A 15823-nucleotide genomic window follows, 5' to 3' on the forward strand; every position below is an offset into this window, starting at 1 on the left:
CCCTGTATGGCATCACTCGAATATCGGGTCGAAGCCGGCTTCGGCCAATGCATCGGCACGCGCTTGCATCCAGCTATCGTGGAACGTCTCTTCGTCATCGGGAGCCGTGTCGATGAAGGCGTTCCAGGCATCGAGCAGCACTTGCTGACGTTCGACCAAGTGCTTCTGGTGTGCCTGCATCTCGTCAGTCCAGACGTCAATTTCCTTGTAATACTCCACCACTGCATCATGGAAAGGCACGACCCACTGAAGGTCCTGATACTCCAGCGCATAGCCCACGGCACCGGGAGCATTGTCCTTATAATCTTCGTAATTCTCCTGAAGAGCCCTGATCAATCCGTAGGCGACCTTGTCATCGAGATCCTGGTTGGCGACGACGATGGGATATGGATAACTGGCGCTGGGCACGGGGTTGTCCGCGCTGACGCCTCCTGCACCAGCAGTGACTTCATGTGGACGGAAATAGGGGGCAACGCTCATCATGCGTTCCCAGCCGGCCGAGTCGTCCGGATCGAGCCTCGGCCAGCTAATGCCGCGTGGGCTGCTGGCCAACTGTTGAGCTGGAGGCGTGACGGTGGTGGTGAAGGAGGCATCGACATCGCCGGCGATGATGCCGTCGAATGAGCGAGCGTAACCGGGGTAGTCGACGCGCTCGACACCGTCCCAGGTCAAGCCGCCAAAGGCCAGGTATGCCTCGGTACCCTTGTTGAGTGCATCATCACCGCGGATATAGGCGATGCGCTTACCAGCAAGATCAGCGGGAGTCTCCACATCGAGATCGCCGGCAACCGCCAGCGACAGGCCGAAAGAGGCGGTGGAGGTAGTAATGACCCGCAAGGGCTGGGGACCCCAGTCGCGATCGGCAAACATCATGACACCTTCGGCGCCGTAATAACTCGCGATGCCACAGGCACAAAGATCGACACGCCCCTGCTTGAGTGGCGTCATACGAGACACATCGTTGTCTCCTGGCAAGATACGTACCGATGAGCCGTGCTTGGATTGAAGCATGTTGCCAATCGCCACGGCCTGGGCATAACCACTGGAATTAGTGCCATAAGCGGTCCACGCCATGGTGCGTGGAAGTTCGATCTCATTGGCCTGGCTGGTGGCGCTTGCGAGTAGTCCAAGCGGGAGGGTGACAATGGCGAGTCGACGAGTCATCTGGCGCATACGAATGCTCCTTGAGCGGTAAGCGTAATTATTGATCTTGTTTTGCTATGCGGTATTGTGTTTCGAAAGTACATCGATAGTAAGGAACGCGCTGGATAGGTGTCAATTGAGGATCTGCCAGGCAGGGGGCGAGAGAAGCGTGAGCTGAAACTGTTTAGTTAATTGATATATATGGAGAATTCAGGAAGGTTCTGCGATGAGCGATGACAGATCCTGGCGGGACGAGACGAATGTCTAATAAGAAATAGGAGACGGCCTAGAGATTCACTTACGCCACTGCCGAAGCTCGCTCCATGCGGAATAGGTGCTCAGGAAGACGCGGCCGGAGAGCCCGTCTAGCAGATCGCTGTTGTTGAGCTGATCCATGACTGGCCCTTTGACTTCGCTGAGATGAAGCACGACATTGGAGTCCTTGAGGCGGGAGTTGATGGCGTCCAGGCTCTCGAGCGCCGAGGCATCGACCAGATTTACCGCCGAGCAGATCAGCACTACATGTTCCAGCTCCGGATGTGTGGCGACCAGCTCGTAGACGGTATCTTCAAGATAGCGTGCGTTGGCGAAATAGAGGCTCTCGTCGATACGCAACAGTGCGACATGGCTGATGGTTTCCACATCGTGGCGTTCGACGTTGCGGAAGTGCTCGGTGCCTGGGACGCGTCCCACTAGAGCGCTATGCGGACGGCTGGTGCGATAGAGAAAGAGCCCGATGGAGAGTGCCATACCAGCGATGATGCCGGCTTCGACCCCTTCGGTCAGCGTCAACACGATGGTCACCGCCATGGCGGCAAAATCGCTGCGCGAATAGCCCCATGTTTGACGGATCATGGCGATATCGACCAGCGTCAAACTGGCGACGGTGATGGTCGCTGCCAGCGTGGCGATCGGCAGATGGAATAGTAGCGGTGTCAGCGAGAGCGTGACCAGTGCGATGCCCAGCGCGGCGAAAGCGCCGGCGGCGGGTGTCTGGGCGCCGGCATCGAAGTTGATGACGGTGCGTGACAAGCCACCGGTGACCGGCATGCCGGCGGTCAACCCGGCGGCGAGATTGGCCGTGCCAAGCCCGACCAGCTCCTGGTTGGGGGAGATGCGCTGGCGCCGCTTGGCTGCCAGCATCTGCCCCATCGAAACCGACTCCACGAAGCCCACGATACTAATCAACAGGGCCGGGACCAGCAGCGCATGCCACAGTGACAACTCCGCCATGGGGAAGGTCAAGGGGGGCAGCCCCTGAGGGATGGCGCCGACGACAGCCACTCCCCGTGAGGCCAGGTCGTAGTGCCAGGTGAGCAGCGTGGTGACAATCACGGCAAATACCGGGCTCGACTTGGCGAGCAGATCGGCTATGCCGGGGTTGGCCCCCATGCGTTGCAGGAGGCGCTTGCCGAAACGCCGGCTCAGTATCAAAAACAGCAGGGTGCCGGCGCCGATGAGAAAGGTCAGAAGATGAATCTCTGCCAGGTGTGGGAACATGCTGATCGCCCGCTCGACCAGCGTGAATCCCGTGCCTTCAATTCCTAACAAGCTACCCAATTGACTTGCGGCGATCAGGATGCCCGAGGCAGTCAGAAACCCGGAAATGACCGGGTGACTGAGAAAATTGGCGAAGAATCCCAGCTTCAACAATCCCATCAGCGTGAGCATAAGCCCTGAAATGAGCGACAGCACTAGCGCGGCTTCAAGATAGCCCGGCGTGCCCGGTGTGGCGACACCGCTGAGTGCGGCCCCTGCCATCAAGGCGAGAATTGCGACCGGACCCACTGCCAGGGTACGGCTGGTGCCGAACAGGCAGTAGACCAGTTGCGGCAGGATACTGGCATAGAGCCCTACCACAGCAGGTAGGCCGGCAAGGATCGCATAGGCCAGCGATTGGGGGATGACCATGATGGTGACGATGATGCCGGCAAGTATGTCGGCACCGAATAGTCTGGGGGTGTAATGGGGTAACCAGCTGAGTATGGGCAGGTAACGCTTGAACATTGCGATCCTTCGTCAACAAGCGGGTCAATGCGTGAGCCTACCGGAAACTCGTCGTAAATTTCACTCATGAAGCGGGATTGACGTTGAGGAGAGCTAATAGTGAGCAATTCCATACGTGAATGTTTAAAAAACCTGATTTTTAAACCTATTGCTCAGGTTCATTATCATGTGTTCAGGCGTGCCATTTCGATAACCACAATCGGGATACCCCCTATGCTCAGTGTCAACTCTCCTTCGCCTCAGACCACCACGACGAGTGACCGAGACCAGGCCGCGTCGCTCAGCCAGGCCTACTGGATGCCGTTTACCGCCAACCGAGATTTCCGTGCCACGCCGCGTATGGTGACGGCAGCCGAAGGCCGCTACTTCATCGATGAGCGTGGCAGGAAACTGTTCGACTCGCTGTCGGGCCTATGGACCTGTGGCGCTGGTCACAATCGTGACGAGATCCAGAAGGCGGTGGCCAAGCAGCTGGGTACGCTGGATTTTGCGCCTGGCTTTCAGGTTGGTCACCCGCTGGCGTTCAAGCTCGCCGAAACCATCGCGCGCCTGACTCCCCAAGGGCTCGATCACGTATTCTTCACCAACTCGGGCTCGGAGGCGGCCGACACCTCGGTGAAGATGGCCAAGGCCTACTGGCGGCTCAAGGGCAAGCCCGAGAAGACGCGGCTGATTGGCCGCGCCAAGGGTTACCATGGCGTCAATATTGGCGGTACCAGCCTAGGGGGGATCGGCGGCAACCGTAAGCACTATGGACAATTGTTGGACGTCTCCCACCTTCCGCACACGCTGCAGCCGCACCTTGCCTATACCAAGGGCCAAGCCGAAACGGGTGCCGAGCTTGCCGACGCTCTGCTCGACCAGATCGCGCTCCACGATGCCTCCAATATCGCTGCGGTGATCGTCGAGCCGATGTCCGGCTCCGCCGGGGTGATCGTGCCACCCAAGGGGTATCTCGAGCGGTTGCGTCAGATCTGTGATCAGCACGACATCCTGTTGATCTTCGACGAGGTGATCACCGGCTTCGGACGCTGCGGCGCCAGGACGGGCGCCGAAGCTTTCGGCGTCACGCCGGATATCATGACCGTGGCCAAGCAGGTGACCAACGGCGCCATCCCGATGGGAGCTGTCATCGCTTCCGGCGAGATATTCGATACCTTCATGCATGGCGGTGGGGCGGCCCACGCCATCGAATTTCCCCATGGCTATACCTACAGCGCCCACCCGGTAGCGTGTGCAGCAGGCTTGGCCGCGCTCGAGCTATTCGAGCGAGAAAGGTTTCCGGAACAGGTGGCGGCAATTGCGCCGAGCTTCGAGTGCAAGTTGCATGCACTGAAAGGGCGCCCGCATGTCGTCGATATCCGCAATTATGGTCTGGCCGGTGCCGTGCAGATTGCCCCGCGGGAGGGGGATCCCACCATTCGGCCGCGCGACGCTGCCGTCGCGCTATGGGAAGCGGGCTTCTATGTTCGCTACGGTGGCGACACTCTGCAGTTTGGCCCGCCATTCTCGACAACCGAAGAGGAGCTCGAGAGGCTCTTCGATGCGGTCGCGACCACGCTCGATCACCTCAATTGATATCAGGAGTTCACCATGGAACATGTGCCCCATCTGATCGGTGGCGAGCGAGTGACCGATAGCCAGACACTGGATGTCACCAATCCCTCCACTGGCAGCGTCATACGTCAGGTGAGTGCCGCCACCAGCCCCAGGGTCGAGCAGGCCATTGCGGCCGCCAAGGCGGCTTTCCCTACCTGGCGCGATACGCCACCAGCCAAGCGCGCCCAGGTGATGTTTCGCTTCAAGCAGCTGCTTGAGGAACAAGCCGAGCGCCTGGTGCGACTGGTCAGTGAAGAGCACGGCAAGACGCTTGAAGATGCGATGGGCGAGTTGAAGCGCGGTATCGAGAACGTCGAGTACGCCTGCGGCGTGCCGGAGCTTCTCAAGGGGGAGTATTCCCATAACGCCGGTCCTGGCATCGATGCCTGGTCGAACTTTCAGCCGCTGGGCGTGGTGGCGGGCATCACCCCCTTCAACTTTCCGGCGATGGTACCGTTATGGATGTATCCCATGGCCATCGCCTGTGGGAACACCTTCATCCTCAAGCCCTCCGAAAAGGATCCGACCTCGGCCTTGGCAATTGCCGAACTCCTCGAGGAAGCGGGTGCGCCCAAGGGCGTGATCAATGTCGTGCATGGCGGGCGAGAGGCGGTGGAGGCGCTGCTCAATGCCCCTGACATCAAGGCGCTCTCCTTCGTCGGCTCCACACCGATTGCCGAAACCATTTACAGGCGGGGGGCGGCCAATGGCAAGCGTGTCCAGGCGCTTGGCGGTGCCAAGAACCATGCCGTGCTCCTGCCGGATGCCGATCTCGAGAATGCCGCCAACACGCTGATGGGCGCCGCGTTTGGCAGTTGCGGCGAGCGCTGCATGGCGATCTCGGTGGCGGTATGTGTCGGCGACGATACGGCGGATAGGTTGATCGAAAGCCTGATGCCCAAGATCGCCGCACTCAAGGTCGGGGCCGGCACCGAGCAAGGCCTTGATATGGGGCCGCTGGTGAGTGCCGAGCATCGCGAAAAGGTGCTGGGCTACATCGAGCAGGGTGTTAGCGCCGGTGCGGACTTGGTCGCCGATGGGCGAGGACTCAAGGTGCTGGGACATGAGGATGGCTTCTTCGTCGGCGGTTGCCTGTTCGATCGGGTGACGACTGATATGCGCATCTATCGTGAGGAGATTTTTGGACCGGTGTTGTGCGTTGTGCGAGTCGAGAGCCTGGACGCCGCCATCGAGCTGATCAACGCTCATGAATACGGCAACGGCACTTGCCTGTTCACGCGTGACGGCGAGGCGGCAAGACGCTTCGCCGATAATATCGAGGTCGGCATGGTCGGGATCAATGTGCCACTGCCGGTGCCGGTGGCCTACCACAGCTTCGGTGGCTGGAAACGCTCCCTGTTTGGCGATCTGCATGCCTATGGGCCGGATGCGGTGCGTTTTTATACCCGCCGCAAGGCGGTTTCGCAGCGCTGGCCCGCGCCCTTCGAGACCAGTCATGCGGAATTCAACTTCCCCTCCGGTGGCTGATTCAGCTGTTCAATCACGATGTCGAACGGGGTGCCCACGGGCACCCCGCCGTCATTTTGGCAATATAAAAAACACAGATGATCGCTAAAGATTGGCCAGGAGACGCCGTAAATAGACAGTAATAATATTTTTTACGAAATTCCTGCAGCTGTCGAAGAGTACCCAGACAGTGGAGATGCCATGATCAAGGCAAGCGAGTCCACGACTATCGCCTTACAGGATGACCTGCTGGGCCGGTCTCCCTACAAGGTTTTTTCGAATGATCGACTCAGGGACGATGTCGAAAAAATGTGGCGAGAGTCGAGGGCTTACAGCCCTACGCAACCGGATCATGCCATATTCAAATCACTGTTGGACCAGGCCTTCCATTGGCGCACCCTGGCATGTGGGGACGCCAGCTTGCAAGTATGGTGGCCAGCGGTGAGAAGTGCGAGAGGCGACTTGAGGGCGTTCTTGCTTAGCGTGACGAACTCAAATGGCAGCGAGAGCAAGCGTTGCCGCGAGGCGCAGGCTCGTCTCGCGCATCTGCTGGCGCTGGCAAGGCTACGCTTGAAACTAGAGCCGGGTGGAGAGGTGGCAAGCACCATTGCCGAAGAGTTTGGATTGAAGCTCGATAACCCTGGCTATCTCGACGCTCATGAGATTGCTGCGGCCTGCCAGCTGCGTGTCGCCACGGTGCGCAACGCCGTCTCTCGACGTGAGGTGCATGTCAAGGGCGACAGAGGCGTCGAGATTGGTGAAGCACTCGACTGGATGGTGCAGCGAAGGGGCTTCCTTTACCCCACGATTAACTTGTTAAGTACAGAAAGACGTATCAATGGTCTGCTGGCGAATCGCCAGTTGCATGCCGATGAGCGCGTTGAGGCGCTGCGACAGGTGAGCCGGTTACGATTGTCGCTGTGGAAGGTAAGAGCGAACGGCCGCTGTTTTGGCATCAATGCCGAGGGACTGCATCAATGCCTTCTGACACTTCCAGCCAATGATATCGATACCTTGATGGGGTGCTGTTCGGTGCACTTCGAGGATCGCAGCGAAGATCCCTCGATTCGCCTATATCGACAGAGTTTCCAGTCCGCGCATGATCCGATACTGCAGGCAGTAATCCCCAACATGGCCTCCCTCAATGCCGTGGTGGGATGTCTGGCAGGAGAGGGGATAATTGGCGCGGCTGCAGTAGATGAGGCGTCTGTCCAAATGGGCCGCTAGCCAGCCTTCAGCCGGTCGCTTCTGGGTCGCGACTGCCAGGTCGACCAGGAGTAGAGCGCAAGGCCGATCCAGATCAGCCCAAAGGTAGCCAACTGGAAGGGCGACAACGGCTCCTTGAAGACCAGCAGGGCGATGAAGAACTGTATGCTGGGGTTGAGATACATGAGAAACCCCAGGGTAGAGAGACGCAGCCGCCGGGCGGCGCCAGCGAATGCCATCAGCGGTAAAGCGGTGATGACGCCACTGGCGATCAGCAGTGCCGCTGTGGTTGGCGATTCGCTGAAGTGAGACTGACCGCTGAGGCTCAGCCAGGTGATCGCCAGCAATCCCAGCGGTAGCAGCAGCAGGGTTTCGACGAACAGGCCGGAGAGACCATCAAGCGGGATCTGCTTGCGCAGTAATCCATAGGTACCAAACGAGAGGGCCAGCAGGAGCGTGATCCATGGCACCAGTCCAAGCACGGTCAATTGTATGGCGATGGCGAATGCTGCCAGCCCCACCGCAACGCCCTGTAGCGCGGTCATGCGCTCACGCAAGAAAATCATGCCCAGCGCGACATTGATCAGAGGCGTGAGGAAGTAGCCAAGACTCGCCTGAAAGACCTGGCGCGTCTCCACCGCATAGATATAGATACCCCAATTGAGTCCAATCAGTAGCGCGCAGGCCAGCACTCTACCCAGCTTCCTGGGTTGAGTCAGGGCATTGCGTACGGGTGCCCAGCGACGCAGCAGAGTGATCAATCCGACCAGAAAGAGGCACGACCAGATCACTCGGTGAATGAGGATTTCCCCGGCCGGTACGCCGTCGAAGAGCGCGAAGAAGAGAGGAAAGCAGCCCCAGGCAAAATAGGCGCCTACCCCGAAGGCGACACCTTTGGTGGCTTCCTTGTCTGGCGTCGAGGGGGTGTGAGAAGGCGGCGTCATGTAAGGGCTCATACATAAAAAAGCTAATTTACCACAGACATGCGAAATGCCTCCCGCGATGTTTGCGTCAAACTCAGGCTGTCAGCACCTCGCCGCTCGGTTACGCTATAGCATGCATGGCGTGCGCGCCACCCTCGAACTAGGAGTATAAGAAGTGACGACACTGCGAACGACACTGGTGCAGTGCGATCTGCGCTGGGAGGAACCCGACGCCAATTGTTGGATGCTCGAAGAGATTCTTGGGGAGCTCGGAGCAGAGCAGACCGACCTGATCGTGCTGCCGGAGATGTTTTCGACGGGATTCACTATGAACTCGCGCGAAATGGCAGAGCCCATGGAGACGAGCCGCAGCGTGGCATGGTTGCGCGACCAGGCTCGCCGACGTAACTGTGTCATGACCGGCAGCGTGGCGATCACCGATCGGGACGAATACTACAACCGGCTGATCTGGGCGCGACCGGATGGCACGCTTGAGTACTACGACAAGCAGCACCTATTCCGCATGGCGGGCGAGCATGAGCGATACGGCATGGGAAAGCGGCGCGTGATCGTGGAGCTCAAAGGCTTCCGACTGTTGCTCAGTGTCTGCTATGACCTGCGCTTCCCAGTGTGGCTCCGCCAGCAGCCGGGGAATCGGCCCTTCGAATATGACGCCCTGCTATGCGTAGCCAACTGGCCTGCACCGCGCAGGCACCCTTGGCGAACCCTGCTGCAGGCGCGTGCCATCGAGAACCTGTGCTATGTCATCGGTGTCAATCGGGTCGGCGAGGATGCCAAGGGACTTTCCTATGCCGGTGACTCGATGCTCGTCGACTTCAAGGGCGAGGCGCAGATCGATGAGCCCCGCGATATACCCTTCTTGCTCACGGGAACCCTTGAGCGCGAGGCGCTCGAACACTTTCGTGAGAAGTTCCCCGCCTGGCAAGATGCCGACCGTTTCCATCTATTCAACGAGGCAGGGCACTGATGAGGCTGGATAAATTTCTTGGTGAGACCACCGAACTGACACGCAGCCTGGCCAAGAAGGCGATGCATCGGGAAGAGGTGACGGTCGACGGTGAGGTGGTCAAGGATCCCGGCACTCAGGTCGATCAGGCAAACGACGTGCGCTGGAACGGCGAGCGGCTTTCGCTGGTGGGCTTGCGCTACATCATGCTTCACAAGCCGGCCGGCGTGGAGTGCAGCGCCAGGCGGGGGCTCTACCCGCTGGCGAGCGAGTTGATCGAACTGCCCAAGCGCGAGCGACTTCAGAGTGTGGGACGCCTCGATGTGGGCACCACCGGGCTAATATTGATGACCGACGATGGCCAGTGGTCCCACCGGGTTACTTCGCCCAGGCGTCAATGTGGCAAAGTCTATCGCGTCAGCTTGGCCGACCCCCTGCAGGGAGAGGCGCTGCAAGCCGCCATCGAAGCCTTTCGCGAAGGCGTCATGCTGGATGACGAAGAGAAGCCCACACGGCCCGCAGAGCTCACCATGCTGGCGCCCGACACGGCGCTCCTGACGCTCTACGAAGGCAAGTATCATCAGGTCAAGCGCATGTTCGCGGCGATCGGCAACCGTGTCACGGCATTGCACCGCGAGTCGATCGGCTCGGTCGTGCTCGACCCAGCGCTGGCGCCGGGAGAATGGCGGGAGCTGAGCGAGGAAGAGATCGCCAGTTTTTGATTATACCGTTATCCTGGCTGTTTGCTCACAAGTGGCATGAAGACACGCCAGCAGACCCGCTTTGTCGTTAGGCTGCAGATCGGCCAGTCATCCACTGGCGGCCTTCAGGCCCGCGGCGTTGACCAGCGCTTGGGTATAGGGGGTCTGCGGGGCGGCAAGCACCTGCTCGCAGTCGCCCTGTTCCACCACCAGACCATCCTTCAATACCATGATGCGGTGCGCCATGACGCGCACCACGGCAAGATCGTGACTGATGAACAGGTAGCTCAGGCCACGCTTGCGCTGTAGCTCGCGTAGCAGTTCCACCAGTTGCTTCTGCACGGTGCGGTCGAGCGCTGAGGTCGGTTCGTCGAGTATCAGCAGCTCAGGCTCGAGAATGATGGCCCGGGCCACGGCAATGCGCTGACGCTGGCCGCCCGAAAACTCATGAGGATAGCGCGACGCGCAGTCGGCGGGGAGACCTACCTCCCTGAGGGTTTCCTGTACGCGCCGCATGACCTCATCGTCGCTGAGCGCCGGTTGATGAAAACGCAGCCCTTCGCTGATGATCTCCGAGACCGGCAGCCTTGGCGATAGCGAGCCGTAGGGATCCTGGAATACCACCTAAAAGCGCTTGCGCTGGCGACGCAGCTCATCACCGCTCAAGCGATCGAGGCGCTGGCCATCGAGGTCTATTTCGCCCAGGCTAGCCGTTAGGCGCAGTAGCGCCATGGCGAGCGTGGTCTTGCCGGACCCCGACTCTCCCACGATGCCAAGCGTTTCGCCACGTGAAAGCGTCAGCGACAGAGGATGTACCGCCACGAACGGGGGACGGCGCCGGGAGAAGAGCTGCTTGGGGCGCGAAAACGTAACACTCAACTCGCGCGCCTTGAGCAGCGGTCGATGATCTAGCACCTGGGCAGGGCGCCCTTGGGGTTCGGCTTCGATCAGCGTGCGTGTATAGGCACTGCTCGGTGCGCTGAATACCTGCTCGACGGGGCCGGTCTCCAGCTCGCGGCCGCGGTAGAGCACGCAGACGCGGTCGGCATGACGTCGCACCAGGTTGAGGTCGTGGGTGATGAAAAGCATGCCCATGCCATGACGATCGCGCAGCTCGGCGAGCAGGGCCAGTATCTCCTGCTGCACGGTGACGTCTAGCGCCGTGGTCGGCTCGTCGGCGATCAGCAGCTCTGGCTCGTTGGCGATCGCCATGGCGATCATTACCCGCTGACGTTGGCCGCCCGAGAGCTGGTGCGGCCAGGCATCAAGCAGTTCATCCGGGCGCTGTAGCTTGACGCTTGCGAGCAGCTCTCGCGCACGCTCCCGTGCGGCGCGCCCGGAAAGACCCTTGTGCAACCTCAATGTCTCGCCAATCTGCTTGACGATGGTGTGCAAGGGGTTGAGCGAGGTCATCGGTTCCTGGAACACGAACCCTACCCGGCCACCACGCAGGCCGCGCCAGTCACGCTCCTTGAGCCGGTCGAGGTCGGTATTGCCGAGGAAGCGCCCGCCCTCGATCCTAGCATTGGCCGGCAGCAGATTCATGGCACCAAGGGCGCTGACCGACTTGCCGGAGCCGGACTCGCCGACCAGCGCCAGTGTCTCGCCGCGCTTGATCTCGAGGGTGAGTCCATCGACGACGGTGCTGTTGCCGAAAGCGATGCTCAGGTCATCGAGGCGAAACAGCACATCGCTCGTCCTCTCATGGGAGTACAGATCACGGGGCATGGGTATGTGTCCTCGGTGACGGGCTCTCGGGCGGAGTTGCGACGGCAGGCTCGCTAGGCGCGGTCTGGATATGACGCGGATCGAAGGCGTCGCGCAATCCCTCGCCAATGAAGACCAGCAGCGAGAGCATCAGCGATAGGCTGACGAAGGCAGTGATGCCAAGCCAGGGAGCGTGCAGGTTGTTCTTGCCCTGGGCCACCAGCTCGCCAAGTGACGGTGACCCGGGCGGAAGACCGAAGCCGAGAAAATCGAGCGCGGTAAGCGTGGTGATGGCCCCGGTGAACAGGAACGGAATGAAGGTCAGAGTGGCGACCATGGCATTGGGCAGCACGTGGCGCCACATGATTAGTCTCGAGGGAAGGCCCATCGCCCGGGCTGCACGTACATACTCGAGGTTTCGGGCGCGCAGAAATTCCGCGCGCACTACGTCGACCAGGCCAAGCCACGAGAACAGCAGCATGATGCCGAGCAGCCACCAGAGGTTGGGCTGCACGATGCTAGCCAGGATGATCAGCAGGAATAGCACCGGCAGGCCCGACCAGATCTCACTGAGTCGCTGACCGATCAGGTCGGTCTTGCCGCCGAAGTATCCCTGAATCCCGCCGAACAACACCCCCAGCACCAGCGAGCCTGCGGTCAATGCCAGAGCAAAGAATACCGACAGGCGAAAGCCGTAGATGACGCGAGCCAGTACGTCGCGACCCTGGTCGTCAGTGCCCAGCCAATGGCGGGCGTCCGGCGGGGCAGGAGAAGGGCGCATCATCTGCATGTCCAGGGTCTGATAGGAGAACGGGATGATCGGCCACAGCGCCCAGCCATGCTCGTCGATCTGCTCGCGCACGAAGGGGTCGTGATAATCCGTGCGGGTGGGCAGGAAACCGCCGAACTCGGTTTCCGGGTAGTCCACCAGCAGCGGCACGTACCACTGATCCTGATATTTCATGACGATCGGCTTGTCGTTGGCGATCAATTCGGCGAACAGGCTCAGGATAAAGAGCGCCAGGAAGATCCACAGCGAGACCCTGGCGCGACGGTTGTGTTGAAACACCGACAGTCGGCGACGTGCAATCGGCGAAAGCTTGTGAGCGAAAGAGAAGGGCATCGGCTCAAGACTCCCGGGTTTCGAAATCGATGCGTGGATCCACCCACACATAGGTCAGGTCGGAAACCAGCTTCAGAATCAGGCCGATCAGTGTATACAGGAACAGCGTGCCGAAGATGACCGGGTAGTCGCGCTGCATGACTGCTTCGAAGCCGAGCAAGCCAAGACCCTCGAGGGAGAAGATCACTTCGATCAACAGCGAACCGGTGAAGAAGATGCTCACCAGGGCGCCAGGCATGCCGGCAATGATGATCAGCATGGCATTGCGGAAGACGTGTCCATACAGGACGACACGGTCGCTTGCCCCCTTGGCGCGTGCGGTCAGCACGTACTGCTTGTGTATCTCGTCGAGAAAGCTGTTCTTGGTCAGCATGGTCAGGGTGGCGAAGCTGCCGATGGTCATGGCGACGACCGGCAGGGTGATATGCCAGAAGTAGTCCTTGATCTTGTCCCAGGTCGAGAGTTCCCCAAAATCCGGCGAGGTCAGTCCGCGCAGCGGAAACAGATCCCAGTAGCTACCGCCCGCGAACAGCACGATGAGCATGATGGCGAACAGAAAGCCGGGTATCGCGTAGCCGACGATCACCAGCCCCGAGGTCCAGACATCGAAGCGCGAACCGTGGCGCAGTGCCTTGCGGATGCCCAGCGGAATGGAGATCAGGTAGACCAGCAGCGTGGTCCAGAGCCCTAGCGAGACCGAGACCGGCAATCGCTCGATCATCAGCTCGATCACCGGTCGGTCACGGAAGAAGCTGTTGCCGAAATCGAAGGTGGCATAATCGCGCAGCATGGTCAGGAAACGTACATGCGCCGGCTGATCGAAGCCGAACTGCTCCTCGAGGGCTTCGATGAAACGCGGCTCGACACCCCGCGAGCCGCGTGACTCGTCACGCGTCACCACATCGGCGCCACCCACATCGAGACGTGTGCTGGCCATGGCGTCCATGCCCTCGAAACGTGCGAGCATCTGGTCGATGGGTCCGCCTGGCGCGGCCTGCACGATGATGAAATTGAGCAGCATGATGCCGAGCAGGGTCGGAATCATCAGCAGTAGACGACGCAGAACATAACTGGCCAAGATGAGTTACCTCAGGAATTGGATTCAGCGGCGACGCAGCCGGCGGTTTATCTCGGCTTCATGTTCGGCATCGACCCACCAGGCGTCCAGGTCCAGTCCATAGGCCGGAAACGGCTCGGGATAGCCGAACTTGTCCCAGACCGCGATGCGCGTCTCCCCGGAGTGGTAGTGGGGAATCATGTAGAACCCCCAGCGCAGCACACGGTCCAGTGCCTGGGCGACGGAGTTGAGCTCGTCGCGACTGTCGGCACGGATCAGTCGCTCGACCAGTGCATCCACGGCAGGGGTGCTCAGTCCCATCAGGTTGCGGCTCTGCGGCGTATTGGCGAATTCGCTTGTCCAGAAGCCGCGTTGCTCGTTACCTGGATTGTTGGATTGCGGAAACTGACCGGTGACGATGTCGAAGTCGAAGCTGCGCAGCCGGTTGAGGTACTGGTTGATGTCGACGATACGGATCGAGGACTGAATGCCAAGGCGTGCCATGTTGCGAAGCATGGGCTGCACGACGCGCTCAAGGCCGCTATCGAAGAGCATCACCTCGAAGCTCAGTGGCCGGCCCGTCTCGCCATGGACGAGCATACCGTCGCGCACCTCATAGCCCGCCTCGCGCAGCAGCGTAAGTGCTAGTCGCAGACGTTCACGAAGGTCTTGGGGGTGGTCGATGGGCAGGCCCTGGCTGAAGAGTCGCTCGGGGAGAATGTCGCGAAACGGCTTGAGCAAGGCAAGCTCCTCCTCGCTCGGCAAGCCTTCGGCAGCCATCTCGGAATTCTGGAAGAAGCTTTCCGTACGCGCATAGGTGCCGTAGAACATGTTGGCATTGAGCCAGGGAAAATCGAAGGTGAGTTCCAGCGCCTCGCGTACCCGAGGATCGCTGAATTTCTCACGGCGCAGGTTGAGTACGAAGGCCTGCATGGTGGCTGGCTGGCCGTCGGGGACGGTAATGCGTTTGACCAGGCCGTCACGGTAGGCCGGGAAGTCGTAACCGATGGCCCAGGTGGCGGCACGGGCATCGGTGCGGTAATCCATCACTCCGGCCTTGAAGGCCTCCCAGGCGATGTCGCGGTCTCGATAATAGTCATAGACCAGCCGGTCGATGTTATAGCGACCTTTATTGACGGGCAGGTCGCGACCCCAATACGCCTCATCGCGCGAGTAGGTGATGCTGCGCCCGGGCTGTACATTGGCGATGCGGTAGGGGCCAGAGCCGGGGTGTCTCGCCAGTGTCGGAGCGCTGAAGTCGCGTTCTTGCCAGTAGTGCATGGGCAGGACCGGCAGCTGGCCGACGATCAAGGGCAGTTCCCGCGAGCTGGCATTGCTGAAGGTGAAGCGCACGGTATGTTCATCGAGCGCTTCTACTCCTTCGACATCGGCATAATAGCCACTATAGAAGGGGTTTCCCTCGTCGATCAGCAGGTTGAAGCTGAAGACCACGTCGCGGGCAGTGACGGGCTCGCCATCATGAAAGCGCGCCTCGGGGCGCAGATCGAATTCGATCCAGTAGCGCTCGGGGTCGAGGCGGATGCCCGAGGCAAGCAGGCCGTAAACGCTGAAGGGCTCATCGGGATTGTCGGCGAGCAGGGTGTCGTAGATATGAGAGATGCCGATCGCCGGCGTGCCGCGGATGATGAACGGGTTGATCGAGTCGAAGCTGCTGCCCACCGCCGCACGGGTCATGCTCCCCCCCTTCGGCGCATCGGGGTTGACGTAAGGAAAGTGCGGGAAATCGGCGGGCAGCGCTGGCTCGTCATAAAGCGACAGGCCGTGCACCGTCGGCACCTCTTCGGACTCGGCCGTCTGCCCTGCACCCATGGCGAGGGAGCCGAGCAGAAGGGCAGCGCAGCAAAAGGCCTTGGGAAACCGGTAAAGCGCGATAGACATCGGGGCATCCTTGGTCATGTCAGG

11 protein-coding genes and 1 pseudogene are annotated in these 15823 nt (G+C 60.3%); 5 read left to right on the forward strand and 7 right to left on the reverse strand.

The genetic code is table 11. The features are described from left to right. Positions 1–12: 12 nt before the first annotated feature. On the reverse strand, positions 13–1173 hold the full coding sequence (locus tag HJD22_RS06235) for a TAXI family TRAP transporter solute-binding subunit (RefSeq protein ID WP_208655989.1): 1161 nt from the start codon (positions 1171–1173) through the stop codon (positions 13–15). 264 nt (positions 1174–1437) lie between these two features. Further along, positions 1438–3150 (reverse strand): SulP family inorganic anion transporter, encoded by a 1713-nt coding sequence (locus HJD22_RS06240; protein ID WP_208655988.1) that lies wholly within the window; start codon positions 3148–3150, stop codon positions 1438–1440. Positions 3151–3363: 213 nt separating this feature from the next. On the opposite strand from HJD22_RS06240, the gene HJD22_RS06245 reads away from it, so the two are divergent. The 3 genes from HJD22_RS06245 (at position 3364) to HJD22_RS06255 (ending at position 7443) form a co-directional block, all read left to right on the forward strand. After that, the gene (locus HJD22_RS06245; RefSeq protein WP_208655986.1) at positions 3364–4728 is read left to right on the forward strand and encodes an aspartate aminotransferase family protein; all 1365 of its coding nucleotides are present in this window, start codon (positions 3364–3366) and stop codon (positions 4726–4728) included. Between the two features lie 15 nt (positions 4729–4743). Next, on the forward strand, positions 4744–6237 hold the full coding sequence (locus HJD22_RS06250) for a CoA-acylating methylmalonate-semialdehyde dehydrogenase (protein WP_208655985.1): 1494 nt from the start codon (positions 4744–4746) through the stop codon (positions 6235–6237). A 180-nt stretch (positions 6238–6417) separates the two neighbouring features. Continuing rightward, a complete protein-coding gene (locus tag HJD22_RS06255; RefSeq protein WP_208655983.1) occupies positions 6418–7443 on the forward strand; it encodes a hypothetical protein in 1026 nt (341 codons plus the stop codon). Here the strand turns inward: HJD22_RS06255 and rarD are convergent. Next, on the reverse strand, positions 7440–8366 hold the full coding sequence (gene rarD / locus HJD22_RS06260; protein ID WP_208655981.1) for an EamA family transporter RarD: 927 nt from the start codon (positions 8364–8366) through the stop codon (positions 7440–7442). The genes HJD22_RS06255 and rarD overlap by 4 nt on opposite strands. A 154-nt stretch (positions 8367–8520) precedes the next feature. Between rarD and HJD22_RS06265 the strand changes: the two genes are divergently transcribed. Beyond that, a complete protein-coding gene (locus HJD22_RS06265; RefSeq protein WP_208655980.1) occupies positions 8521–9333 on the forward strand; it encodes an amidohydrolase in 813 nt (270 codons plus the stop codon). Further along, a complete protein-coding gene (locus HJD22_RS06270) occupies positions 9333–10034 on the forward strand; it encodes a pseudouridine synthase (protein WP_208655979.1) in 702 nt (233 codons plus the stop codon). The genes HJD22_RS06265 and HJD22_RS06270 overlap by 1 nt, the downstream gene beginning before the upstream one ends. 87 nt (positions 10035–10121) lie before the next feature. Here the strand turns inward: HJD22_RS06270 and HJD22_RS06275 are convergent. The 4 genes and pseudogenes from HJD22_RS06275 to HJD22_RS06290 form a co-directional block, all read right to left on the reverse strand. Continuing rightward, positions 10122–11741 (reverse strand): annotated as a pseudogene (locus HJD22_RS06275) (ABC transporter ATP-binding protein). Next, positions 11731–12843: an ABC transporter permease gene (locus HJD22_RS06280; protein WP_248730135.1), complete on the reverse strand. Its 1113-nt coding sequence runs from the start codon at positions 12841–12843 to the stop codon at positions 11731–11733. Before HJD22_RS06280 ends, HJD22_RS06275 begins: the two are co-directional and overlap by 11 nt. Positions 12844–12847: 4 nt before the next feature. Beyond that, the gene (locus tag HJD22_RS06285) at positions 12848–13921 is read right to left on the reverse strand and encodes a microcin C ABC transporter permease YejB (protein ID WP_208655976.1); all 1074 of its coding nucleotides are present in this window, start codon (positions 13919–13921) and stop codon (positions 12848–12850) included. Positions 13922–13945: 24 nt separating this feature from the next. Continuing rightward, a complete protein-coding gene (locus tag HJD22_RS06290) occupies positions 13946–15730 on the reverse strand; it encodes an extracellular solute-binding protein (RefSeq protein ID WP_248730137.1) in 1785 nt (594 codons plus the stop codon). Between the last annotated feature and the right edge of the window lie 93 nt (positions 15731–15823).

This window comes from Halomonas sp. TA22 (genome assembly GCF_013009075.1).
Lineage (GTDB): Bacteria > Pseudomonadota > Gammaproteobacteria > Pseudomonadales > Halomonadaceae > TA22.